The sequence below is a fragment of the Nonomuraea sp. NPDC051941 genome, assembly GCF_044593615.1.
Genome location: NZ_JBIUCF010000003.1, coordinates 262,441 through 286,365, shown reverse-complemented (window position 1 = coordinate 286,365; position 23,925 = coordinate 262,441). Strand labels below are relative to the sequence as shown.

Annotated in this window: 22 protein-coding genes; 11 read left to right on the top strand and 11 right to left on the bottom strand. The window is 72.3% G+C overall.

The annotated features are described in order from the left end of the window. Position 1: 1 nt before the first annotated feature. From hisH to hisD, 5 genes are read right to left on the bottom strand one after another with little or no spacing between them, the layout of a single operon-like run. Positions 2-640, bottom strand: coding sequence for an imidazole glycerol phosphate synthase subunit HisH (gene hisH, locus ACIHFD_RS07840; protein ID WP_350726239.1), 639 nt, complete (start codon positions 638-640; stop codon positions 2-4). Next, complete coding sequence (locus tag ACIHFD_RS07835) at positions 631-786, bottom strand: hypothetical protein (RefSeq protein ID WP_350726237.1); 156 nt, start codon at positions 784-786, stop codon at positions 631-633. Before ACIHFD_RS07835 ends, hisH begins: the two co-directional genes overlap by 10 nt. Beyond that, positions 783-1,376 (bottom strand): imidazoleglycerol-phosphate dehydratase HisB, encoded by a 594-nt coding sequence (gene hisB, locus ACIHFD_RS07830; RefSeq protein ID WP_350726235.1) that lies wholly within the window; start codon positions 1,374-1,376, stop codon positions 783-785. The genes ACIHFD_RS07835 and hisB overlap by 4 nt, the downstream gene beginning before the upstream one ends. Then, positions 1,373-2,443, bottom strand: a complete 1,071-nt coding sequence (locus ACIHFD_RS07825) for a histidinol-phosphate transaminase (RefSeq protein WP_397366072.1) — start codon at positions 2,441-2,443, stop codon at positions 1,373-1,375. Before ACIHFD_RS07825 ends, hisB begins: the two co-directional genes overlap by 4 nt. Further along, complete coding sequence (gene hisD, locus ACIHFD_RS07820; protein WP_397366071.1) at positions 2,440-3,756, bottom strand: histidinol dehydrogenase; 1,317 nt, start codon at positions 3,754-3,756, stop codon at positions 2,440-2,442. Before hisD ends, ACIHFD_RS07825 begins: the two co-directional genes overlap by 4 nt. A 387-nt stretch (positions 3,757-4,143) precedes the next feature. Between hisD and ACIHFD_RS07815 the strand changes: the two genes are divergently transcribed. From ACIHFD_RS07815 to ACIHFD_RS07805, 3 genes are all read left to right on the top strand, one after another. Continuing rightward, positions 4,144-4,338 carry a hypothetical protein gene (locus tag ACIHFD_RS07815; protein WP_350726229.1) on the top strand — a complete coding sequence of 65 codons (195 nt, stop codon included), beginning with the start codon at positions 4,144-4,146 and terminating at the stop codon, positions 4,336-4,338. Between the two features lie 48 nt (positions 4,339-4,386). Beyond that, on the top strand, positions 4,387-5,397 hold the full coding sequence (gene ligD, locus ACIHFD_RS07810) for a non-homologous end-joining DNA ligase (RefSeq protein WP_397366070.1): 1,011 nt from the start codon (positions 4,387-4,389) through the stop codon (positions 5,395-5,397). A 114-nt stretch (positions 5,398-5,511) separates the two neighbouring features. Continuing rightward, entirely contained in the window at positions 5,512-6,993 is a 1,482-nt protein-coding gene (locus tag ACIHFD_RS07805) for a trypsin-like serine peptidase (RefSeq protein WP_397366069.1), read from the top strand. A 25-nt stretch (positions 6,994-7,018) separates the two neighbouring features. On the opposite strand, the gene ACIHFD_RS07800 is transcribed toward ACIHFD_RS07805, so the two are convergent. Then, positions 7,019-8,143: an MFS transporter gene (locus ACIHFD_RS07800; protein WP_397366068.1), complete on the bottom strand. Its 1,125-nt coding sequence runs from the start codon at positions 8,141-8,143 to the stop codon at positions 7,019-7,021. 53 nt (positions 8,144-8,196) lie between these two features. Between ACIHFD_RS07800 and ACIHFD_RS07795 the strand changes: the two genes are divergently transcribed. Together ACIHFD_RS07795 and ybaK are read left to right on the top strand one after the other, a co-directional pair. Beyond that, positions 8,197-8,940, top strand: a complete 744-nt coding sequence (locus tag ACIHFD_RS07795; RefSeq protein ID WP_397366067.1) for a helix-turn-helix domain-containing protein — start codon at positions 8,197-8,199, stop codon at positions 8,938-8,940. 59 nt (positions 8,941-8,999) lie between these two features. After that, the gene (gene ybaK / locus ACIHFD_RS07790) at positions 9,000-9,455 is read left to right on the top strand and encodes a Cys-tRNA(Pro) deacylase (RefSeq protein WP_350729233.1); all 456 of its coding nucleotides are present in this window, start codon (positions 9,000-9,002) and stop codon (positions 9,453-9,455) included. Positions 9,456-9,461: 6 nt separating this feature from the next. On the opposite strand, the gene ACIHFD_RS07785 is transcribed toward ybaK, so the two are convergent. After that, complete coding sequence (locus ACIHFD_RS07785; RefSeq protein WP_397366066.1) at positions 9,462-11,690, bottom strand: transglycosylase domain-containing protein; 2,229 nt, start codon at positions 11,688-11,690, stop codon at positions 9,462-9,464. A gap of 53 nt (positions 11,691-11,743) precedes the next feature. Further along, entirely contained in the window at positions 11,744-13,054 is a 1,311-nt protein-coding gene (murA, locus tag ACIHFD_RS07780) for a UDP-N-acetylglucosamine 1-carboxyvinyltransferase (RefSeq protein WP_363963734.1), read from the bottom strand. 63 nt (positions 13,055-13,117) lie between these two features. Between murA and ACIHFD_RS07775 the strand changes: the two genes are divergently transcribed. Continuing rightward, entirely contained in the window at positions 13,118-13,639 is a 522-nt protein-coding gene (locus tag ACIHFD_RS07775) for a hypothetical protein (protein WP_397366064.1), read from the top strand. Between the two features lie 55 nt (positions 13,640-13,694). Here the strand turns inward: ACIHFD_RS07775 and ACIHFD_RS07770 are convergent, their stop codons facing one another. Beyond that, entirely contained in the window at positions 13,695-15,065 is a 1,371-nt protein-coding gene (locus tag ACIHFD_RS07770) for an amidase (protein ID WP_363963732.1), read from the bottom strand. 85 nt (positions 15,066-15,150) lie between these two features. Beyond that, entirely contained in the window at positions 15,151-15,963 is an 813-nt protein-coding gene (locus ACIHFD_RS07765; RefSeq protein WP_397366062.1) for a lysostaphin resistance A-like protein, read from the bottom strand. Between the two features lie 124 nt (positions 15,964-16,087). Here ACIHFD_RS07765 and ACIHFD_RS07760 point away from each other — a divergent pair, with 124 nt between their 5' ends. From ACIHFD_RS07760 to ACIHFD_RS07745, 4 genes are all read left to right on the top strand, one after another. Next, entirely contained in the window at positions 16,088-17,233 is a 1,146-nt protein-coding gene (locus ACIHFD_RS07760) for a sensor histidine kinase (protein WP_397366060.1), read from the top strand. Between the two features lie 61 nt (positions 17,234-17,294). Further along, complete coding sequence (locus ACIHFD_RS07755; protein ID WP_397366059.1) at positions 17,295-17,945, top strand: response regulator; 651 nt, start codon at positions 17,295-17,297, stop codon at positions 17,943-17,945. Between the two features lie 327 nt (positions 17,946-18,272). Next, complete coding sequence (locus tag ACIHFD_RS07750) at positions 18,273-19,628, top strand: amino acid permease (protein WP_350729210.1); 1,356 nt, start codon at positions 18,273-18,275, stop codon at positions 19,626-19,628. 110 nt (positions 19,629-19,738) lie between these two features. Next, positions 19,739-20,746: an SGNH/GDSL hydrolase family protein gene (locus tag ACIHFD_RS07745; protein WP_397366058.1), complete on the top strand. Its 1,008-nt coding sequence runs from the start codon at positions 19,739-19,741 to the stop codon at positions 20,744-20,746. Between the two features lie 7 nt (positions 20,747-20,753). Here the strand turns inward: ACIHFD_RS07745 and ACIHFD_RS07740 are convergent, their stop codons facing one another. Beyond that, positions 20,754-21,743 (bottom strand): chorismate mutase, encoded by a 990-nt coding sequence (locus ACIHFD_RS07740; protein WP_397366056.1) that lies wholly within the window; start codon positions 21,741-21,743, stop codon positions 20,754-20,756. Positions 21,744-22,034: 291 nt separating this feature from the next. Here ACIHFD_RS07740 and ACIHFD_RS07735 point away from each other — a divergent pair, with 291 nt between their 5' ends. Continuing rightward, positions 22,035-23,918 (top strand): protein kinase, encoded by a 1,884-nt coding sequence (locus ACIHFD_RS07735; protein ID WP_397366055.1) that lies wholly within the window; start codon positions 22,035-22,037, stop codon positions 23,916-23,918. Positions 23,919-23,925 lie beyond the last annotated feature (7 nt).

The window sequence follows — 23,925 nt, the reverse complement described above, 5'->3', positions numbered from 1 at the left end:
CTCACAGCGTGCCGAGCCAGTTCTTCAGCAGCACGGCTCCGGCGTCGCCGGACTTCTCGGGGTGGAACTGGGTGGCCTTGAGCGGGCCGTTCTCGACCGCGGCCACGAACGGGACGCCGTGCTCGGCCCAGGTGACCAGCGGCTCGGCGAACCCCTCGCCGGCGTGCAGCTCCCACTCGCGCACCCCGTACGAGTGCACGAAGTAGAAGCGGGTCGCGGCGTCGAGCCCGGCGAACAGCACGCTGTCGGCGGGCGCCTTGACCGTGTTCCACCCCATGTGGGGCAGCACGGGCGCCTCCAGCCGCTCCACCGTGCCCGGCCACTCGGCGCAGCCCTCGGTCTCCACGCCGTGCTCGACGCCCCGGGCGAACAGGATCTGCATGCCCACGCAGATGCCCAGCACCGGACGGCCGCCGGACAGGCGCCGCCCGATGATCCGCTCGCCGCGCACGCTCTTGAGCCCGGTCATGCACGCCTCGAACGCGCCGACGCCCGGCACCACCAGCCCGTCGGCGTCCATGGCGGCGTCGAAGTCGGACGTGACGGTCACGTCGGCGCCGACCCTGGCCAGCGCCCGCTCGGCCGAGCGCAGGTTGCCCGACCCGTAGTCGAGCACCACGACCTTCTTGCCTACCACCACAGCACCCCCGCCGTGATCGCCATCGCCGCGCCCAGCGCGCAGACGGCCGCACCGATCTTCAGCCCCTGCTTGGCCAGCGAGAACACGCCGCCGATCAGGAACAGCCCGATGAACACCATCGCGATGGCGATGGTGTTCTCGGTCATAGGACGCCCTTGGTGCTCGGCACGCCCGTGGCGCGCGGGTCGAGCTCGGACGCCTCGCGCAGCGCCCTGGCCAGGGCCTTGAACTGGGCCTCCACGATGTGGTGGGCGTTGCGGCCGTAGGGCACGTGGACGTGCAGGCAGATCGCGGCCTGCGCGACGAGCGACTCCAGGATGTGGCGGGTCATCGTCGTGTCGTACTCGGGGCCGATCATCGGCGCCATGCCCTCGGGCTCGGAGTGCACGAGATAGGGGCGCCCGGACAGGTCGACGGTGACCTGGGCGAGCGACTCGTCCAGCGGGCACGACGCGCTGCCGAACCTCCTGATGCCCGACTTGTCGCCCAGCGCCTCGCGGAACGCCGCGCCCAGCGCGAGCGCGGTGTCCTCGATCGTATGGTGGGAGTCGATGTGCAGGTCGCCCTCGGTCTTGACCGTCAGGTCGAACAGCCCGTGCTTGCCCAGCTGGGCCAGCATGTGGTCGAAGAAGCCGACCCCGGTGGCCACCTCGACCCGGCCGGTGCCGTCGAGGCCGACCTCCACCAGGACCGAGGTCTCCTTCGTAACGCGCTCGACGCGGCCTACGCGACTCACAAGACTCCTTCCAGGGCGGCGCGGAAGGCCGCCATCTCCTCACCGGTGCCGATCGACACCCGCAGCCATTGTGGCGGGCCCACCTCGCGGATGAGCACCCCGTGCTCCAGCAGCCCCTCCCACACCTTGCGCCGGTCGGGGAAGCGCCCGAACAGCACGAAGTTGGCGTCGGAGTCGGCCACGGCCAGGCCCTTGGAGCGCAGCCACGCGACCGTGTCGTCGCGCTCGCGCCGCAGCGCGTCGACCGTGCCCAGCAGCTCGGCGCGGTGCCGCAGCGCCACGCGCGCCGCCGTCTGGGTGAGCGTGGACAGGTGGTACGGCAGGCGCACCAGCAGCAGCGCCTCCACCACGGCCGGGTGGGCGGCGAGGTAGCCGAGCCGGGTGCCCGCCATGGCGAACGCCTTGGACATCGTCCTGGTGACGATCAGCCTGGGGTGCTCGGGCAGCAGGGTGAGCGCCGACGGCGTGCCCTCGCGGGCGAACTCGGCGTAGGCCTCGTCGACCACGACCATGCCCCGGGTGCTGGCCAGGACGGCCTTGATGGTCTCGAGCGGCTGGGCGGTGCCGGTCGGGTTGTTGGGCGAGGCCAGGAACACGATGTCGGGCTGATGCTCCTCGATCGCCGCCGTCGCCTTGCCGGGGTCGATCGAGAAGTCGTCCTCGCGGCTGGCCGAGATCCACTCGGTGCTGGTGCCGCTGGTGATGATCGGGTGCATCGAGTACGAGGGCTCGAACCCGATGGCCGTGCGGCCGTGGCCGCCGAAGGCCTGCAGGATCTGCTGGAGCACCTCGTTGGAGCCGTTGGCGGCCCACACCTGCTCGGTGGTCAGGCCGTGGCCGAGGTAGCCGGCCAGGTCGGCGCGCAGGGCCGTGGCGTCCCTGTCGGGGTAGCGGTTGAGCTCTCCCGCGCTCTCCCGGACCGCCTCGGCCAGGTCGGCGACCAGCTCGGGCGAGGGCGGGTAGGGGTTTTCGTTGGTGTTGAGCCTGACGGGGACGTCGATCTGGGGTGCGCCGTACGGCGACTTACCCCGGAGGTCGTCTCGGATGGGCAGGTCGTCGAGGTTCACGCGGTCTCCGTGGGAATCTGCCAGTCGAATCGGGCGCGGATCGCGGCGCCGTGGGCCGGAAGGTCCTCGGCGTCCGCCAGGACCGACACATGGGCCGCCGCGTCGGCGAGAGCGTCGCGGGTGTAGTCGACGACGTGGATGCCGCGCAGGAACGACTGCACCGACAGGCCGCTGGAGTGGCAGGCGCAGCCGCCCGTGGGCAGCACGTGGTTGGACCCGGCGAGGTAGTCGCCGAGCGACACGGGAGCGTACGGGCCCACGAAGATGGCTCCGGCGTTCCGGATTCTTCCGGCTATCTCCGCGGCGTTCGCGGTGTGGATCTCCACGTGCTCGGCGGCGTACGCGTCCACGACCTTGATGCCGTCGTCGATCGAGCCGACCAGCACGATGCCCGACTGCCTGCCGCCCAGCGCCTCGGCGATGCGCTCGGAGTGCCTGGTCGCCGACACCTGGCCCGGCAGCTCCTTCTCGACCGCGTCGGCCAGCTCGACGCTGGTGGTGACCAGCACGGCGGCGGCGATCGGGTCGTGCTCGGCCTGGCTGATCAGGTCGGCGGCCACGTGGACCGGGTCGGCCGTCTCGTCGGCCAGGACGGCGATCTCGGTCGGGCCCGCCTCGGAGTCGATGCCGATGCGCCCCTTGAGCAGTCGCTTGGCCGCCGCCACCCAGATGTTGCCCGGACCGGTCACCATCGTGGCGGGCGGGCACTCCTCCGTGCCGTAGGCGAACATGGCCACCGCCTGCGCCCCGCCCACCGAGTAGACCTCGTCCACGCCGAGCAGCGCGCACGCGGCCAGGATCGTGGGGTGCGGCAGCCCGCCGAACTCCTTCTGCGGCGGGCTGGTCACGGCCAGCGAGCCGACGCCGGCCTCCTGCGCCGGGACGACGTTCATGACCACGCTGGAGGGATAGACCGCGCGGCCGCCGGGGACGTAGAGGCCCACCCGGTCGACCGGCACCCACCGCTCGGTCACGGTGCCGCCGGGCACGACCTGGGTGGTGACGTCGGTGCGCCGCTGGTCGCGGTGGACCAGCCTGGCCCGCCTGATCGACTCCTCCAGCGCCGCCCTGACCTTGGGGTCGAGCTCACGCAGGGCCTGGTCGATGGCCTCGGCGGAGACGCGGGTGGAGGCGATCTCGACGCCGTCGAACCTGGCGGTCAGCTCCCGTACGGCTGCCGCCCCGCGATGGCGCACGTCGTCGCAGATGGGCCGCACCTTCTCCAGGGCGGCCTCGACGTCGAGCTCGGCGCGGGGCAGCACGTCGCGCAGGTTCTCCGGAAGAGAACCACGCATGTCAATACGGGAAATCACCATCACAGTCTACGGAGTCCGGCCCCTTAATCAGGTTCTGTCCACCATCCGGGACGGCGTGCCGCCCCTCACCCGGCGGTGCGGAGGGCGGCCGCGGGCGACGCTCGCCGACGTCGCAGCCCGCGGCCGCCGCAGCCCCGGACCGGGCCCGCCGGGGCATCGCCGTGGCCGTCGCGGGGGCATGGCCACGGCCGGGAAAGCCGAGAGCCGTCACCCCTGCCCGCCCCGAACCCCCCGATAACGCCGAACGCCTAAAAAGGCGCCAATTTCTCTTTACCCAAAGGTCGAGCGCCCATGTCCCGGAAAAGCCATCACCCCGCCCGGCAAGGCCAGGTGCGTACTTTCCCATTACGTGTCCATTCTGTCCGCACCCCTACAGTTACCGGGGTGGGACAGTGGCGAGCCCCCGGCGGCATCCTGGTCGAGGCGATCATCTTGGACGATCGCCCGCTGCTGCGTGTCTCGCACCGGGTCAACGGCACGACGTACCTGCAGGGCTACTGCGCCACCGTCGCCGAGCTCACCGCCCACGGCGTGGACCTGGCCGAGCTCGTCGAGGACACCGCGCTTGACCATCTGTAGACCCCGGCCCGCCACTGTCGATCAGCCGTCCGGGGTACGGCCTGCACCATGGTGCGGCTGCCGGCCTACGCGCCCATGCTGGCGCAGCTCGGCACCCTGACCTCCGTCCAGGGTGCGGACTGGGCCGTGGAGATGAAATGGGACGGCGTGCGCGCCCTCGCCTACCTCCAGGGCGGCGCCGTCCGCCTGATGTCGCGCAACGCCAAGGACATCACCCCCGCCTACCCCGAGCTCCAGCTCATGGCCGGCGCCACCGGCGGACACCCCGCCGTGATCGACGGGGAGATCGTGGCGTTCGACGAGACCGGGCGGCCCAGCTTCGAGGCGCTGCAGCCCCGGATGCACCAGCGCAACCCGGCGGCGGTGGCCGAACTGGCCAGGTCGGTGCCGGTGACGTTCATGGCGTTCGACATCCTGCACCTCGACGAGGACAGCACCGTCTCCCGCCCCTACAGCGCCCGCAGGGAGCTGCTCGAGACCACGTTCACGCCCGGCTACCGCTGGGAGGTGCCCGTGTGGTTCGCCGACCACGCCGGGCTCGCGTTCGACTCCTCCCGGCAGCTCGGGCTCGAAGGGGTCGTGTGCAAGCGGATGGGCTCGCCGTACCGGCCCGGCCGGCGCAGCAGCGACTGGACGAAGGTCAAGAACGTCCGCACCGCCGAGGTCGTGATCGGCGGCTGGAAGCCGGGGGGCGGGCGGCGTTCGGGGATGATCGGGTCGCTGCTGCTGGGCGCCTACGACCAGCGGGGGCGGCTGCGGTTCGTGGGGCACGTCGGGACCGGGTTCACCGAGGTCATGCTGCGCGACCTGGGCGAACGCCTGGCGTCCCTGGAACGCGCCGACCCGCCGTTCGACGAGCCGGTGCCGCGCGAGCACGCCAGGGACGCGCGCTGGGTGGAGCCGCGCCTGGTCGGAGAGGTGCAGTACGCCGAGGTCACCGGTGACAGCCGCCTGCGCCACCCGTCGTGGCGCGGGCTGCGGCCCGATCGCGAGCCGTCCGAGACCAGTACCGCCGAGTTCCTGCCCCCCGGCCGCACCGGCGACGCCGCGGCCGGCTGAAGCCCGGCTGAGCCCCGGGAAGCTATGACGACACGGAGCGCCTAACTACGCTTCGTCTGCATTTCGTAACCTAGAGTGATCGAGACGTTGCCGATTTCACTCAAAGGGGACACCGTGCCGAAGGTCCTGGTCACCACGCTCACCACGCTGGCCGGCGTCGCGCTCGCGGTGCCCGCGGCCGCCGGGCAGCAGCCCCCTTTGACGCCCGTCCAGGACCGCGCCTGGGGCGCCGCGTCGTCCCCGCTGATGCGCCCCGCCCGCGCCGTGCGCTACTGGACCGCGAGCAAGCAGGCCCAGGCCAACGCCACGGAGCTGCCCAAGAGCCTGAAAGCACGGGCCCAGGGCGTCATGGAGCTGCCGAAGAGCCTGGAGGCGCTGGGTCAGCTGCGCAGCGTGCCGGAGGGCAAACGGATCACCCCGGGCGGGGACGCCAACGGCTACGCCCCCATGCCCCGCCCCTACACCGCCGCCACCCAGAGCCGCGTCACCGGCCGGCTGTTCTACGTCAACTCCAGCGGGCTGGACGACTCCTGCAGCGCGTCCGTCGTGCGCTCGGCGGTCGGGCTGCTCATCGTCACCGCCGCCCACTGCGTGTACAGCGTGCCGCTGGGCGCGTCGGCCGGCCAGTGGCACACGAACTTCGCGTTCGTGCCCGCCTACGACGGGCAGGCCGCCGACGTGCGGGGCCGCGAGCCGTACGGGCGGTGGGGCGCCCGGCGGGCGTGGAAGCCCGACCCCTACACCGGCATGAGCGGCGGCGACTGGAACTCGCACTACGACATCGCCCTCATCGAGGTCGGCAGGAAGAGCCGCACGCTCCAGGACGCCGTCGGCGCCTTCACCCCGATCCGCAACCAGGGCGGCGCGTACACCGTCGCCACGACGGGCTACCCCGGCGTGGCCGGCAGGAAGCCATACGACGGCCGGGAACAGCTCTGGTGCCTGGCCAAGACCGAGCCGGCCGGCGGCATCGCCGACACCGGCACCCTCTTCGCCTCCCGCATCACCGCCACGTCGGCCGGCGGACGCATGGAGACGCGCAACTGCCACCTGTTCAAGGGCCACAGCGGCGGCCCGTGGCTGCTCAGAGACACCGACGACCTGATGGGCGTGCTGTCGGCGGGCACGGAGGACGGCGGCGCGGACGGCTACTCCGTCGCGAACGCCCTCAACGCCGAGAGCTACGGCGCGATCATCAAGCAGGCCGACCCGCAGGGGGTGTACGACGCGCTGTCCATCAGCACCGCCGGCCCGCGCCGCGCGGTCAGGCGCGGCGGCGGCACCGCGAACGTCAGGGCCACCGTGACCATGCGCGGGCTGATGGGCGCCGCCCAGGTGCCCGTCACGTTCAACCTCCCGGCCGGTACGAGCCTGTCCTCGGTGAACGGCGCCTCGTGCAAGCGCTCGGGCAGACAGGCCACCTGCACGATCGCCGCCATCCACCCCGAGCGCCCGGTCCAGCTCACGGCCCGCGTCCGCGTGACCCGCCGGGCCGCCCGCTACCCGCGCGTCACCGCGCACGTGGACTCGAGCCGCCTCGACACGAACCAGGTCGACAACACCAGCACCGTCGCCCTCTCCACCTACCGCCGCTGACCGGCGCGTCCCGGGCTGCGGGAGGTCAGGCGGCGGGCTCCAGCACCGGCTCCTTCAGCGTCCTGGCCAGCAGCCAGGCCAGGGCCGGGAAGACGATCAGGCACGCCAGCGCCGTCCGCAACGTGGTGGCCTCGGCGAGCGCGCCCACCAGCGGGCTGGCCAGGCCGCCCACGCTCACCGCGAGCCCCAGGGTCACGCCGCCGGCCGTGCCCACCCGGGTGGGCAGGAAGTCCTGGCCCAGGGTCACATGCAGCGAGAACGGCGCATACAGGGCGATCGACGAGGCCGCGACGAAGACGTACGCGACAGGTCCCGGCGCCAGCACCACCCCCGCTACCGCCGGGACCGCCAGCGCGTAGGCCAGGCGCATCGTCCGCATCCGCCCCCACCGGGCCGCCAGCCTGCCACCCAGCACGGTCCCGACCGCCCCGCCCGCGAAGAGCACGAACAGCGCCACCGCGCCCGCCGCCCCGCCGCCCATGTAGAGGGCCACGAAGGCGCTCAGCCCGACGTACACGACCGAGCGGAAGACGATCACCAGCGTCAGCCTGACGAACGACGGCCAGTCGTCCCGGCCGGACACCGGGGCCGCGGCCCGCGCCGCCGGCCCTCCCCCGGCCAGCGCCCGGACCGCCGGGAGCGTCGCCACCGCCCCCAGCACCGCCGGCGCGGCCAGGAACGGCGAGGCGCCCAGCCCCCACCCCGCCAGCAACGGCGTCACCAGCACGGGAGCCGACGCGAACCCCAGCGTCCCGCCCAGCGAGAACCAGCTCATCCGCACGTGACTGCCCTCGCTCGCGATCCTGGCCAGCCGCGCGGACTCCGGATGGTAGGCCGCCACGCCGAGGCCGGACAGCGCCACGGCCAGCCAGGTCAGCACGTAGGAGTCCGTCACCCCGCCGAGCGCCACCCCGGCGCCCGCGACGAGCGTGCTCACCGGGATCAGCCACGGCATCCGCCACTTGTCCGTCAGCACCCCGAACACCGGCTGCACGACCGACGACAGCAGCGTCGCGGCCAGCACGATGCCGGACACGGCGACGTACCCGTAGCCGCGGCCGGCCACCAGGAAGGGCACGAGCGCGGGGACGGCACCCTGGTAGAAGTCCACGGCCGCGTGGCCGGCGGCGAGCATGGGGGTCCTGTTCACCCCCCGATCCTTTCCCGATGGCGGCTGGCCCGCTTCCGATAAAATGCCAATTCATGACGGCAATCCGCCATCTACCCGAAGCGCCGACGGGGCGACGGCCGTTGGCCCCCGGCGCGGGCATCGACGCGCACCGGCACGACACCCACCAGATCGTCTACGCCTGCCACGGCGTGCTCTCGGTCACCACCGGCGCGGGCACCTGGGTCGCCCCGGCCAACCGCGCCATCTGGATCCCGGCCGGCACCGTCCACGAACACCGCGCCCACGGCGACACCGACCTGCGCCTGGTGGGCCTCGCCGACAACCCCCTCGGCCTCGGCCACCCCACCGTCCTCGTCGTCGGCCCCCTGCTCCGCGAGCTGATCATCACCTACACCTCCGACGAGCGCTCCCCACCGGACGGCGGGGAGCGCGAGAGGTTGTGGGCCGTGCTCGTCGACCAGCTCAAGCGCGCCCCCGAGCAGCGGCTGCACCTGCCCACCGCCCGCGACCCCAGGCTGACCGCCGTCTGCGCGATCCTGCACCGCGACCCCGCCGACAGCAGGACCCTGGCGCAGCTGGCCGTCCAGGCCGGCACCAGCGACCGTACGCTGGCCAGGCTGTGCCGGCGCGAGCTGGGCATGAGCTTCCCGCAGTGGCGCACCCAGCTCCGCCTGCACCACGCGCTGCTCCTGCTGGCCGACGGCGTCGCCGTGACCACCGTCGCCCACCGGTGCGGGTGGGCCTCCGCGAGCGCGTTCATCGACGTGTTCGGGCGGGCGTTCGGGTACACCCCGGGCAAGGCCTTTACATTGTAGATTCGCTACAATGTGATCCTGTGAGCAAATCGAAAGGCAAGGGCGGGACCCCGGCCACCATGGCGCTGACCAAGGCCAAGGCCGAGTTCACGCTCCACCCGTACGAGCACGACGCCTCGGCCCAGGCCTACGGCGAGGAGGCCGCGGACGCGCTCGGCGTCCCCTATGAGCGGATCTTCAAGACGCTGGTGGCCGAGGTGGAGAGCGGGCTGGCGGTGGCGGTCGTGCCCGTGTCGGGCAAGCTCGACCTCAAGGCCCTGGCCGGCGCTCTCAACAGCAAGCGGGCCGCCATGGCCGACGCCGCCAAGGTGGAGCGCGTCACCGGCTACGTCGTGGGTGGCATCAGCCCCCTGGGCCAGCGCAAGCAGCTCCCGACGGTGGTCGACTCCTCGGCGCTCGACTTCGAGACGATCTACTTCTCGGCCGGGAAGCGCGGCCTCCAGATCGAGACCGCGCCCGACAACCTCATCACGCTCACCAGGGCCGTCACCGCCCCCATCGGCAAGTCCTCCTGACCGCGCTCATCGCCGCCGCCCGGGCTCCGACCTCTCCAGGGGCGACTGGCCGACGAGCCATTCGAAGAGCCGCCGGCGCCCCCAGAAGAAGGGGTGGTCGCCGCGTCCCCGGCCGCCCTCCGCCTCGCGCCTCTTCCGCTCCTCCTCGGCGAGCGCCTGCTCCAGCCCCGGCGTGTTGCCGCCGCCGAAGCGGGCCATGTCCGGCCCGGAGAAGCCCTTGGGCTCGACGTCCCGCAGCGCTGAATCCATCGACTCCACCCAGATCGGCCCGGGCAGCGACGCCCCCTGCACCGCTCCGTAGTAATCGTCCCCGATCTGCACCCCCTGCAACGGGAAGCGGTACGACCCGCGGATGTCCCCCACGCTGACCGCCGCCGCCAGCGCGGGCGTGTAACCGGCGAACCAGGCCGAGGTGTAGCCGTTGTTGGTGCCCGTCTTGCCGGCTGCCGGCCGCCCGATGCTCTGGCCCTGCATGGTGCCCTTGGAGAAGACTCCCTCCAGCACGTAGTTGACCGCGTCCGCGACCTCCTCCTCGATGGCACGCTCGCACGCGGGCGGCACGTGGGTGCGCCGCCCGTCCCTGCCGACGATCTCGACGATCGCCAGCGGCCGGCAGTAGATCCCCCTGGCCCCGAACGCCGCGAACGCCGCCGCCACCGTCACCGGGTCCATCTCGTTCACGCCCAGCGTGAACGTGGGCACCTCCTTCAGCGGCTCCCCGTCCGCCCTGGCGATCCCGAGCGCCTTGGCCGTCCGCACCACGTTGCAGAGCCCGACCTTGCGCTCCAGCATCATGTAGAAGATGTTCACCGACTTCCAGGTGCCGGTCTCGATGCTGTGCGGGCCGCCGGAGCCCTCGCCGGTGGCGTTGAGTATGCGGGTGTCCGGGTCGTTCACAGCGTGGCCCGCGCAGTCGCGGTAGCCCTGCCCGGGCACGAGTTCGCCCGGGGTGATGAAGCCGTCGCCGAACCGCCACCCCTGCTGGAGCGCCGTGGCCAGCGTGAACACCTTGAACGTCGACCCGGCCTGGAACCCCTGACCGCCTCCGTGCGCCACGTCCGCGGCCAGGTTGAAGGTGGTCTTGGGGCCGTTCTTCCGGTTGCCGGGGTTGCGGCCGAAGCGTTTGCTGGCCGCTATCGCCCTGATCCGCCCGGTTCGCGGCTCGACCATGGCCTCGGCGGCCACCTCGGTGTCCTCCGGCCAGACGTGGCGGCGGATGGCCTGCTCGGCGGCGCTCTGCGCGATCGGGTCGAGGCTGGTCCTGATCGTCAGGCCGCCCCTGGCCATCCTGGTCCGCCGCTCGGCCTCGGTGTTGCCGAAGACGGGGTTCGACAGCAGTTCGCGCTGGACGTAGAGGCAGTAGAAGGGATAGGCGCTCTGCTCGCACCCGCCGGGCTCGGGCCTGAGCTTGATGGCCAGCGGCGCGGCCTTGGCGCTCGCCGCCTCCTGCGGGCTGATCAGCTTCAGCCCGGCCATGCGGTCGAGCACGAGGTCCCGCCGCGTCTTCAGGCGCTCGCGATGGTCCCGGCCGAGCGAGGGGTCGGTCGAGTACGGCATGCGCACCGCGCCGGCCAGCGTGGCCGCCTGGCCCAGGGTCAGCCGGGAGGCCGACGTGGAGAAGAAGCGCCTGGCCGCCGCCTCCACGCCGTGGGCTCCGGCGCCGAAGTAGGCGATGTTGAGGTAACGCTCCAGGATCTCGTCCTTGCGGTACTTCTTCTCCAGCGCCAGCGCGAGCCGCAGCTCGGTGATCTTGCGGGCCAGGTTCGGGGCGCGGGCGCGGTCGCGCTCGGCCTCGGTGCGGGCGGCCTCGATCAGGATGTTCTTGACGAGCTGCTGCGTCAGGGACGAGCCGCCCTGCTTGATGCCGCCGGCCTGCGTGTTGGTGAGCAGCGCCCGGAACGTGCCCCGGATGTCGAGGCCGCCGTGCTCGTAGAAGCGGGCGTCCTCGATGGCCACGATCGCCTTGCGCATCACCGGGGCGACGGCGCTCAGCTGCACGGCCGTCCGGTTGGCCTCGTAGAACTGGGCGAACGTCCTGCCGTCCTTGTCCAGCAGTCTGGTCACCTGGTCCAGGGGCTCTTCACGCGGGGCGGGCGGCAGGTCGACGAAGGTGCTCGCGACGTTCTTGGCGGCGATGCCGCCCCCGCTCACCACGGGCGCGGCCAGTGCCGCGGTCAGCACCCCTCCGAGCGCCCCCGCCAGCCCGAGCGCGCCGACGGATCTGAGTACGGTCACGTCACATGATCTGCGACGTCCGGATCCGCGCCAAACGCCCGCTTGTCACCTGTTTACCGTTGCCTGCGGATGTGCAGACCGAGCGAGGCGAACTGTTCGAACGGCCGGTGGTAACCGCGTTCGATGTGGTGCACGCCGCGCAGCGTGGACGGCCCGTCGGCGACGGCGGCCGCCAGCACGGCCGAGAACCCCGCCCGGATGTCGGGCAGCGTCACGTCGGCGCCCTTGAGCTTGGACACGCCGCGCACGACGGCCGAGTGCCTGGCGTTGGTGTCGTGGTACCGGCAGGCCGGCCCGCCCAGGCACTGGTCGAACACCTCGATCTCGCAGCCCATCTTCTGCAGCGCGGGCACGTACACCAGGCGGTTCTCGAAGACCGTCTCGTGCAGCACCGACATGCCCTGGCTCTGCGTGAACAGCACCATGAGCGGCGTCTGCCAGTCCGTCATGAACCCGGGGTGGGTGTCGGTCTGCACGGCCGCCGAGCGCAGCCCCTCGGGCGGCGCGGTGGCGCACAGGTACTCGTCGTTGATGTCGAACTGGGCGCCCATCCTGGCCAGCGTGGTGATCGCGGTGACCAGGCGGTCCTGCGGGCAGCCGTGCACCCGCACCTCTCCCCCGGTGACCAGGCCGGCCGCCAGGTACGAGAACGCCTCGATGCGGTCGCCGGTCAGCCAGGTGGAGGCGCCGCGCAGCCGTTCGACGCCCTCGATGACGATCCTGCGGTCGGGGGAGAGCTCGATCCTGGCCCCCATCCGCTGCAGGAACAGCGCCAGCTCCACCACCTCGGGCTCCATCGCGGCGTTCTTCAGCACCGTCTTGCCCTCGGCCAGGACCGCCGACATCAGGACGGTCTCCGTGGCGCCGACGCTCGGGTACGGCAGCTCGATCCGGGTGCCGTGGAGCCGGCCGGCCTTGGCGAAGATGCCGGTGTCGCCCACCTCCACCTCGGCGCCCATCGCGCGCAGGGCCTCCACGTGGAAGTTGACCGGCCGCCGCCCGATCGGGTCGCCGCCCACCAGCGGGACGAACGCCTCCCCCGCCAGGTGCAGGAGCGGGCCGAGCATGAGGATGGGGATGCGGTTCAGGCCGGTGAACGCGTCGGGCACCCTCGGCTCGATGGCCTGTCCCCGCGCGATCCTGATCTCCGTGCGGGAGATCTCGACATGGATGCCCAGCGCCCGCAGCATGGCGGCGGTGATCTCCACCTCGCCCACCTCCGGGGCGTTGTGGATGCTGCTCTCCCCGCCGCCCAGCATGGCGGCGACCATGTGCTTGGAGACTCCGTTCTTGGAGCCGCGTACTTCGACGTCCCCCCGGAGCGGGCCGGAGGGTTCTATCAACCAGACCTCTTCTGCAATCACGAGGCGAGCCTAGCCGGGGGATACCATCGAGCTGATTCGGACACACATGTAAGGGGGAGTGGCGTGACGAGGGAAGTGCGCGCTTTCGCGGTAACTGTCCTCGCACTTGCCACTCTCGGAGCGGCTGCCGGGCTGGTCTGGTCAGGGATCACGCCACGGGCGCCGTACCAGGTCACCGATCAGGGGACGGTGCTGGCCGACCCGTCCACGCAGGCGCTGATCGCGGCCGACGGGTGGTTCGCGGTGATCACCGGCGGGCTGGGGCTGCTGTGCGGCGGGGTCGCGTGGTTCGCGGCGCGGCGGTGGATGCTGCCGGTGCTGCTCGGGCTCTGCGCGGGCGGCGTCCTGGGGGCGATGCTGACGCTGTGGATCGGGTCCACGTTCACGATCGGGGCGGTCGTCATCGAGGCCGCCGCCACGCCCGGGGTGAAGGTCGTCCCGGGCGCGCTGAAGCTGACGGCCTCCGGCGTGCTGGTGTCCTGGCCGCTGCTGGCGGTGGGGCTGTTCGGGTTCCTGGAGGGCATGCACGGGTACCGCGAGTCGCCGCTGCGCCACCCGTACGGCGACCCGCCCGAACCCCTCTAACCTGCCCGCCCGCACGGCGACCCGCCCGAACCTCTCCGACCCGCCCGTGCGGGGGCTACAGCGGTGGGCGGCGCTCGCCGTGGCGGGTGGCCTGCTCGAACGCGCGGGCCACGCGCAGGACCCTGGCGTCCTCGAACGGCCGGCCCACGATCTGCACCCCCACCGGAAGCCCGTCCGCCGTGAACCCGGCCGGCACGGACGCGGCCGGCGCGTGCAGCACGCTGATCCAGTACGCGGAGCGCATCCAGGCGAGGTAGTCGGGCATCGGCTCCCCGTTGATCTCGCTGACGTGAGGCTGCTCGACCGGGAACGGCGGCACCTGGCTGACGGGCGCGATCAGCACGTCGTAGGTGTCGAAGAACGCGGCCATCCGCTGGTAGAGGCGGCTACGGCCTCGCTCGGCCCGGGCCAGGTCGGCGCCGGTGACCTTGCGGCCCTGCTCGACATTCCACGCGGTGTTGGGGCCGAGCCCGGTCAGGTCGCCGAAGGACAGCGCGTAGTTCCACGCCCGGTAGGTCCGGAACGCGTCCTCGGCCTCCGACAGGTCCAGCTCGACCTGCTCGACCAGGGCTCCCAGCCGCTCGAACACCGCCGGCGCCGTCGCGGTGACCGCCGCCGTCCTCGGGTCCACCGGCAGGCCGCCCAGGTCCGGGCTCCACGCCACGCGCAGCCCCCGCACGCCCTCCTCCGGCTCCGGGGCGAAGACCTCCTTGATCGAGTACGGGGAGCGCCGGTCGAACCCGGCGATCGCCCCGAACATCAGCGTCACGTCCTCGACCGTCCTGGCCATCGGCCCCTGCACGGACAGCGTGTACCAGGCGTTGGTGTCGGACGGGTCGGGGACGCGGCCCGGGGTCGGGCGCAGGCCGACGACGTTGCAGAAGGAGGCCGGGTTGCGCAGCGAGCCGCCCATGTCGGACCCGTCGGCCAGCGGGACCATGCCGGTGGCCAGGGCCGCGGCCGCGCCCCCGCTGCTGCCTCCGGCGGACCTGGACAGGTCGTAGGGGTTTCCGGTGGCGCCGAACACCTCGTTGACGGTGTGGGAGCCGGTGCCGAACTCCGGTGTGTTGGTCTTGCCCATGGTGATGGCCCCGGCGGCGCGCAGCCGCCGGACGATCAGGTCGTCCTGGGCCGGGACGTTGTCGGCGAAGAGCGGCGATCCGTACGTGGTGCGGATGCCGGCCGTGTCGACGAGGTCCTTGTGCGCGACGGGCAGGCCGTGCAGCGGACCGGCCGGCTCCCGCGCGTCGGCCGCCTTGGCCGCGTCAAGCGCCTGCTCGGCGACCAGGGTCACGATGGCGTTGACGCGCGGGTTGACCTGCTCGATGCGGTCGAGGTGGGCTTGGACGACCTCGACGGCGCTCACCTGCCTGGTCCTGATCAGGTGCGCCAGCTCGGTCGCGGTCGAGTAGTGCAGTTCGCTCACCCTTGGATCCTCCCCCACGGGCCGCGGCCCGACGACGGCGAGGGTTGCCCACCCCGGCCGCGACCGCTCGTCGGATCACCACCGCTCAGGAACTCTCCCGCACCAGCCCCCGTTCCGGTGGCGCGATGTGGCCGTCCCTCCGTCTGGCCAGGATGAGCAGGCCGGTGACGGCGAGCGCGCAGGCGACGATGACGAGCTGCACGCCGTACTGGATGTCCTGGGTCGGGAGCACGATGTTGCCGGTGTGGAAGCCGGTGTGCACGCCGACCGCCATCCACACCGCTCCGGTGCGCGCCCGCGCCGCCGCGCAGGCGAAGCCGATGCCGATCGCCTGGAGCACGTAGAGCAGGCGCTCGGCGGGCGTGTCCGCCGGGCTCCGGGAGAGGATGTGCAGCGCGCCGAAGCACACGGACACCACGATCAGCACGGCCCTCGGGGACAGCCGGCCCGACAGCGTGTCGAACAGGTGCCCCCGCCACAGCAGCTCCTCGGGGAACGCCTGGCCGAGCAGGACTATGGCGACGTTGAGCAACACCCAGGGCAGCTGGGGGCCCACCACGTCCCACCACGGCGTCAGGGTGGCCACGCCGAGGGCCACCGACAGCCCGTTGGCGGCGATCACCGCGACCGCGCCCGCCATGATGCCCGCCAGCAGGTGCGGCACGGCCCGCCAGGTCCTCGTGAGCCCGACGCCCCGCCACGACTGGCGGCCGAGGAAGCGGCGGATCAGGTAGACGAGCCCGAGCGAGGCCAGCGTGACTCCGATCACGCCCACCGGCTGATAGAGGGGGTCGCCCCGGTCGAAGAGCAGCATCGCGGGAAGGGAGCCGCCGTACACCTGCGCGAACATCGCGACGACGGCGATCAGCACGGCCCAGACAGGATGAGTGGCTTTCATGGACCGTCACGCTAGGCAGCCCTGCGCCGCCGCACATCGGCCCGCGGTCTGAACCCGCCATGACCTTCGTCATGGGTCCTCAAGGAGGATCACAACACGCTCGCGGGAAACTATGGTCGAAGCCATGCAGCGTCCTCTGGCCCGGCTGCGCGTCCCCGACCGGCCCGTCCTGTTCACCGTCGTGTTCTGGGTGGTGCTCGTCGCCACCGGGGCCGTCGCGTACGCGGCCGAGCCCTCGACGCCGCCATGGGCCGTGCCCTTCGGCGTCAACCTGGCGCTCGTGGCCGTGCTCTGGCTGCTGCTGCCCTGGCGGCGCTGCGAAGGGTGGCGGCGGCCTCTGCCGGTGGCGTTCCTGCTGGCGACGTTCGCCCTGGGACTCACGGGTTCGGCCGAGATCCACCAGCTGCTGACGCTCCTGGCGATCGCCAATGTGGCGTTCGTCCACGGCATGCGGACCGCGGCCGTCATCGTCGGCTGCCTGATGGGCGGGCTCTTCGTCACGACCGCGGTGGCCCACGGCATTCCGGAGGCCACCGTGCAGACGGTGGTCACCGTCGTCTTCGCCGCGTTCGTGCTGGGCATGACGTCGGCCGTGCTGGAGGCGCGGCGCAGGCGGGAGGAGGCGCGGCGGCTGCTGGCCCGGGTCAGGGAGCTGACGGTCGCCCAGGAGCGGGCGCGGATGGGCGCCGAGATGCACGACTCCATCGGCCACCACCTGACGGTGATCAAGCTGAGCCTGGAGAACGCCGAGCGGTTCCGCTCACGCCGCCCCGAGGCCGCCTGGGACGAGGTGCGCCAGGCGAAGGGGCTGACCGTGGAGGCGCTGGCCGATGCCCGCCGATGGGTCCGCGCGCTGCGCCCGCTCGCGCTCGAGGGCCGCGTCGGCAGCGCGGCGCTGGAGCGGCTGGCGGCGTCGTTCGACGGCACGGGGCTGGCGGTGTCCTTCGAGGTGGTGGGCGGCGAGGTGCCCCTGGAGCCCGACGTGGAGCTGGTGCTCTACCGCGTGCTGCAGGAAGGGCTCACTAACGCGGTCCGGCACGCCGGAGCCCGCCACGTCGACGGCACGCTCACCTTCTCCGGCGAGGCCGTCGTCCTGGCGGTCGCCGACGACGGCAAGGGCCGCGACCGCGAGGGAGGTGGCGGGTTCGGCCTGAGCTCGCTCGCCGAGCGCGCCCGCGCCGTGGGCGGCACCCTGGTCGCGGGCGACCGGCCGGGCGGCGGCTTCGAGGTGCGGGCGGAGCTGCCCGTCCGGGCGAAGGTGGCGACGTGAGGGCGATCAGAGTGCCGCTGGAGGTGCGGGTGGAGCTGCCCGTCCCTGTGAAGGTGGCGACGTGAGGGCGATCAAGGTGCTGCTGGTCGACGACCAGGAGCTGATGCGGCAGGGCCTGCGCAAGATGCTGGAGATCGAGGACGGCATCGAGGTGGCGGGCGAGGCCGCCGACGGCGAGGAGGCGCTGCTGGTGGCCGCCGAGTGCCGCCCGGACGTGGCGCTGGTGGATGCCAGGATGCCCAGGATGGACGGCGTCGAGCTCATCTCCCGCCTGTCGGCCCGGCAGCCCGGGTTGGCGTCGATCGTGCTCAGCACCTTCGACGAGGACGACTACATCTTCGGCGCGCTGCGCGGCGGCGCCGTCGGCTACCTGCTCAAGGACTGCACGCCGGAGGAGCTGATCGACTCCGTCCGCCGCGCCGGCCGCGGGGAGACGGTGCTCGCCTCACCGGTGGCCGCCCGCCTGGTCGCCGAGCTCCGGCGCACCCCGCCCGCGCCGCCCCCGCCGGCCGCGCTTCGGGACCGGTTGTCGGCCCGGGAGGCGCAGGTGGCCGCGCTGATCGCCGCGGGGGCCTCCAACCGCGAGATCGCGGCCCGGCTGCGCATCGCCGAGGGCACGGTGAAGAACCACGTCTCCAGCCTCCTCCGCAAATACGCCCTCCGCGACCGCACCCGCCTCGCCCTCCACCTCAAGGACCCCCCACCCTCCTGACCCCCGCCACCCCATCACGCACGGGCCCGAACCGCGGACGACCACCGTCCCACCCCAGGCGGATCCCAGCCCCTCCCGGAGACCGCTACGACCGCCGTCACGCCCCCAAGAGGATCGCGCCCCCACCGGGAGACCACGACAACCGCCGGCACGCCCCCAGGCGGATCCCGGCCCCTCTCGAGTGGGGTTGTGCGCTCCGACTCCGGTGGTCCGGACCGAGATCCTGATGCCCGCGCCCGGCCCCCGCCCGGACCGGCGCGCCGGGACCCCCGTGGCCGGCAGCACCGATATCGTCGTATTCACTGTACGTAGTTGAGGAGACACTCGGTGCGCACGCAGACGGACGAAGGCTACCGGCACGCGCTCGGCAACCGCCAGGTCCAGATGATCGCGATCGGCGGGGCGATCGGGGTCGGCCTGTTCCTCGGTTCGGGCGGCCGGCTGGCCGCCGCGGGGCCCGCCCTGGTGATCTCGTACGCCACCGCCGGGGCGGCCGCGTTCTTCGTCATGCGGGCGCTCGGCGAGCTCGTGCTCTACCGCCCGGTGGCGGGGTCGTTCGTCGAGTACGCGGGCGAGTTCATCGGCCCGTGGGCGGCGTTCGCCAGCGGCTGGATGTACTGGATCAACTGGGCGTTCACCGGCATCGCCGAGCTGACCGCCATCGCCGCCTACATCCATTACTGGGCTCCGGCGTTCCCGCAGTGGCTGACGGCGCTCATCGCCCTGGGCTTCGTGCTGTCGGTCAACCTGGTGTCGGTCCGGCTGTTCGGCGAGCTGGAGTTCTGGTTCGCCATGCTGAAGGTGCTGGCGATCACGATCTTCCTGGTGGTCGGCCTGGTCCTGGTGGTCTTCGCGGTCGGCCAGGCGACCCCGCACAACCTCGTCTCCCACGGCGGCTTCTTCCCCAAGGGCTTCCCGATGGTGCTGATGAGCCTGCAGTCGGTGGTGTTCGCGTACGCGTCGATCGAGCTGGTCGGCATCACGGCGGGTGAGACGGCCAGGCCGCACCAGGTCATGCCGAAGGCGATCAACGGCGTGGTGTGGCGCATCGCGATCTTCTACGTGGGCTCGGTGGCGCTGCTGGCGATGGTCCTGCCGTGGACCGCGTACCACGCGGACACCTCGCCGTTCGTGACGGTCTTCGCGGGCCTCGGCGTCCCGTGGGCCGCCGACGCGATGAACCTCGTGGTGATCACCGCCGCGCTCTCGTCCTGCAACTCCGGCCTGTACGCCACGGGCCGCATCCTGCGCTCGATGGCCATGAAGCAGGAGGCGCCCGGGTTCACGGGCACGCTCAGCTCCAGGTTCGTCCCGATGGGCGGCATCCTGTTCACGGCGGCCATGTTCCTGGCCGGGGTGGCGCTGTTCTACTTCCTGCCCGAGCGCGCCTTCAACATCGCCACCGCCGTCGCCTCCCTCGGCGTGATCACGACCTGGGGCGTGCTCGTCTGGTGCCAGATGCGGCTGCGCCGGTCGGGCCACCTGTCGGTGTTCCCGATGCCCGGCGCGCCGTACACGAACTGGCTCACGCTGGCGTTCCTGGTGCTCGTCGTCCTGCTGATGCCCTTCGCCGACCCCGACCAGCGGGTGGCGTTCTTCCTCATCCCGGCGCTGGCCGTGGCCATCGCCCTCGGCTGGCGGGTGGTCAGCCGCCGCCGGATCGTCAACGGCGGCCGCCCCTGACTGAGTACTCTCGATGTGCCGGCACAGAGCCGCCGCACACGGGGGAGGCCGCACTGGACGAGGCGACACGACAGACGCCGAGGTGGACAAAGCGGGCGATAGTCCAGACCGTGGCGGCCGCCGCCGTCGGCGCCGCGCTTCCCGTGGCATGCGCGCCCTTGGGCGTCTTACCGAGGCTGGCCTGCGCCGTGCTCGGCGCGGGCTGCCCGGCCGATCAGGAGCCGAACGGGAGGCTGCCGCAGGCGACCCGCCTGACGCCCGTGCAGGTGGCGCAGGGCGGCATGTACGTCGCGCTGGGCGACTCCTACTCCTCCGGCGAGGGCGTCTGGGACCTGGACCATGAGCCGATCAACGACGGCGCCGACCGCTGCCACCGGGCGACGGGCTCGTACGTGCCGCTGGTGGCGCAGACCTACCGCTTCGGGGGCGGGACCGCCTTCTACGCCTGCAGCGGCGCCACCACCACCCAGATCCTGTCGGGCCAGTACGGCCAGAAGCCCCAGATCACCCGGGTCGGCCCGAACGCCAGCCTGGTGACGCTGAGTATCGGCGGCAACGACGCCGGGTTCACGAAGGTGCTCACGGGCTGCATCGTCAAGCTGCCGTGGTCGTCGGCGTGCGTGGAGCAGGACGCCGCCGTCGCCCGCCGCATCGACGAGCTGCGCCCCAGCCTGACCAAGGTGCTGCGCGAGGTGCGGACGCGGGCGCCGAACGCCCGCATCATCGTCCTCGGTTACCCCAGGCCCTTCCCCAAGGACCCCGTGGCGACCGTCGACAACATGAGCGCCGAGGACCAGACCTGGCTGAACGGGATGACGCGCCGGCTCAACGACACGGTGGCCTCGGTGGTGTCCGACTTCGACCGCACGATCGCGGCGTTCGGCGTGCCGGGGAGCGTGGAGTACGTGGACGCGTACGAGGCGTTCACGGGGCACGAGGTGGGCCGGCCGCAGCCGTACCTGAACGGGTTGAGCGTGAACATGGACGAGCTCAAGGTCAACGCCCGCAGCTACCACCCGACGGGCGACGGCTACCGCCGCTTCGCCGAGCTCATCACCAAGCAGATCGCCGCCGGACCGGGCCGCCCCATGAACAACGTCCGCCTCGACGCACCCTGACGCCCGCTCACTCGGCCGAGCGCTCCTCGGCCAGGTGGAGGCCCGCCTCGATGACGGCGTTCATGATGGGCGCGAGCCGGGCCTCCCCCAGCGACGGGGCGCGCAGCGCCATCCGCGACACGAGCGCGCGCTCCCGGGCCATGTCGCGCCCCGCGAACCCGCCCACCGGCTTGATCCGCTGCACGATGCCCGCCAGCGCCGCGCGCCGTTCGAGCAGCGTGGCCAGCGCCGCGTCCACCCGGTCGATCGCCTCGCGGCACTCCGGCAGCGTGGCGGGCGCCTCGGGCCGCACCAGGGCTCCCACGACCGTCACGGCCTCCTCGGCCGCGCGCAACACCGTCGCCGGGGAGAGCTCCTGACGGGCCTCGGCGAGGCTCCCGGGGCCCACGAACTCCAGCACCCCGCTCCTGGAGGGCTCAGCCGTCCGGGCTCCCACGTAGGTCCCGAGCTTGGCCGGCCCACCAACCGGCGGGGTGCCCCGTTCGGCCGAGTCCACGACGAGCCCGTCGGCGCCCGCCGCCACCGCCGCCGCGGACAGCGCCGCGTCCCGCGAGACGTCGGCGAGCACGGGACGCCCCGAGACCGCCCGGGCCGCCCGCATCATCCCCAGGTCCAGCCGGCCGCCCTCGCACAGGAGCACCCGCCCGTCCCCCTCCCGCGCGCAGTAGTCGGCCAGCTCCAGCCACTCCTCCAGCGAGGCGGCGGGCCGCCGCTCCACGACCACCGGCAGCCCGAGCCCGGCCGCCGAGCGCACCAGCGGGATGTCGCGCGTCCACGACGAACCCACCACGACCGCGTCCGCCCGCTCGGCGATGGCCGGCAGATCGGCGGCCGAGTACGGCTCCACCAGCGTGGCGTGCTCGCCCAGCACCTCGTACGCGTCGGCCTCCCCGCGGTGCGCCCGCAGGTCGACCCGGCCGCCGATCACCACGGCGGGCCCTTCGCCCACGAGCGTTCCGCCCACCGCCACGGCGCGCCGTTCCAAGGTCGATGACATCCTCGACTCCCCCAATTCGGGCCGGCCCCTGCGCAGCCGGCGGGAAAACCAAAAAGGCAGAGACGGGTCGTCTCTGCCTCGTGCCGGCTCCAGGTGGTCGCTAGCTGACGACCGGCTCTCCCGGAGCCGGCTCGATAAAGGCGTAGCGACAAGTCATGTCTGAAACACTACACCCATGGCTTCACCTGCTGGACGGTGCCGCTCACATGACGGACTGTCCTTCAGGCGAGTCGCCGTTGATCCCTCTCTATGGGAGTATTTCTTGGCCTAGAGGAGGGTTTGAGGCCGTTGATGTCGGATCGCAAGCAGGAGGGACGCCGCATCGCCGGCCGCTACCAACTGCAGGAACCCATCGGCAGGGGCGGGATGGGTATCGTCTGGCGCGCGTACGACGAGCTCCTGGACCGCACGGTCGCGGTCAAGGAGGTCAGGTACGCGGCCGCCCTGGGCGAGGAAGTGCAGCTGCTGAACCGGCGCACCATGCGCGAGGCGAGGGCGGCGGCGAGGTTCGAGCATCCCAACGTGATCGTCGTTCACGACGTGATCGAGGAGGATGACCGGCCCTGGATCGTCATGCAGCTCGTCCAGTCGCGCTCGCTGGGCGCCGTGATCAAGCAGGACGGGCCGCTGGCACCCAAGCGGGTGGCCGAGATCGGCCTGGCCGTGCTGGACGCGCTGCACCGCGCCCACGAGGCCGGCGTGCTGCACCGCGACGTCAAACCCGAGAACGTGCTGCTGGCCGACGACGGCCGGGTCGTGCTCACCGACTTCGGCATCGCCACGCTGGAGACCGAGACGCAGCTGACCGTGACCGGGCTGGCCGGGACGCCGGCGTTCATCGCGCCCGAGCGGCTCAAGGGGCTGCCCGCGCGGCGCGAGTCCGACCTGTGGTCGTTAGGGGCTACGCTGTACACGGCCGTGGAGGGCCGCTCCCCGCACGAGCGGGGGATGGCCCTGGCGACCATGCACGCCGTGCTGACCGACGAGCCCGATCCGGCTCCGCACACGGGCCCGCTCACCGACGTGATCCTGGGCCTGCTGAACAAGGAGCCGGTCCAGCGGCTCACGTACGAGGAAGCGCAGCGGATGCTGCGGCAGGTCATCGCCCAGGCGAGCCCGCCGCCGACCGCGCAGTTCCCCGCGGCCCAGACGGTCCGCGTGCCGCGGCCCACCGCGCCGCCGCGCGAGGTGCCCGCCCCGGCCCAGCCGCCGTCGCAGAGCGAGGCCTCGGCGCAGGGCAAGGCCGCCGTCCAGAACAGGTTCCGCGCCCTGGGCAAGCTGCGCCAGGCGCCGCCCGTCGAGGACGACACCCCGACCGACCCCAACCTGATCCGCTCCGCCGCTCCGGTCCCGTCGCCCGCCGTCCCTGAGACCGGGTCGCGGATCACGCCGTCGCCGACCGCGGCCCCGGCCCCCGCCACCGCCGAGTCCACGATGGACGCGACCAGGACGGACCCGCGCCGGGCCGGGCCGGTCATCGCGGCGGCCGTGGCCGTCGTGCTCGTGGCCGTGATCGGCGGCTACCTCGGGCTGAGCTCGGCCCCCGACGAGCGCGACACGAAGAAGGGCTCGTCCCAGGCCACGGTCCCCACGGGCACCGCCTCGCAGGCGTCGCCCAGCGCGTCCACGTCGGGCTCCGCCGAGCCCAGTGCGTCCCAGCCGCCGTCACCGACGGCCACGACCCCGGCTCCCACTCCCGAGAAGGAGAAGGAGAAGGAGAACGTGCTGCCGGCCGGCTGGAAGATGTACAAGGACAAGAAGCTCGGCTTCTCCGTCGGCCTGCCCAAGGGCTGGGACGTGCTGACCCGCGGCGGCAACCAGGTCAAGTTCCGAGGCCCCGGCGCGGCCTCCAACGCGTACCTCATGATCGAGGACGGCGGGAAGAGCAGCAGGGACCCGTACAAGGACTGGAAGAAGCAGGAGCCGAGTCTCAAGAACAATTTCGGCGGCTACAAGAAGCTCGACATCAAGCGGGTCGAGGGCTTCCAGAAGGCCGCCGCGGACTGGGACTTCACCTGGAACACCAACACCGGCAAGACGCGCGTGCGCAACCGGGGCTTCATCACCGACAACGGGCGGGGATACGCGATCTACTGGCACACGCTGAAGAGCCACTGGAAGGCCGACTACGACTTCTTTGAAGGGTTCTGCGCCACCTTCAAACCGGCCAAGTAGGCTTCAC

Coding starts and splice junctions, on each gene's coding strand:
- ybaK (WP_350729233.1), top strand. CDS start 9,000: ATGGCGCTGACCAAGGCCAAGGCCGAGTTCACGCTCCACCCGTACGAG.
- ACIHFD_RS07765 (WP_397366062.1), bottom strand. CDS start 15,963: ATGAAAGCCACTCATCCTGTCTGGGCCGTGCTGATCGCCGTCGTCGCG.
- ACIHFD_RS07835 (WP_350726237.1), bottom strand. CDS start 786: ATGACCGAGAACACCATCGCCATCGCGATGGTGTTCATCGGGCTGTTC.
- ACIHFD_RS07740 (WP_397366056.1), bottom strand. CDS start 21,743: ATGTCATCGACCTTGGAACGGCGCGCCGTGGCGGTGGGCGGAACGCTC.
- ligD (WP_397366070.1), top strand. CDS start 4,387: ATGGTGCGGCTGCCGGCCTACGCGCCCATGCTGGCGCAGCTCGGCACC.
- ACIHFD_RS07795 (WP_397366067.1), top strand. CDS start 8,197: ATGACGGCAATCCGCCATCTACCCGAAGCGCCGACGGGGCGACGGCCG.
- ACIHFD_RS07760 (WP_397366060.1), top strand. CDS start 16,088: ATGCAGCGTCCTCTGGCCCGGCTGCGCGTCCCCGACCGGCCCGTCCTG.
- ACIHFD_RS07735 (WP_397366055.1), top strand. CDS start 22,035: ATGTCGGATCGCAAGCAGGAGGGACGCCGCATCGCCGGCCGCTACCAA.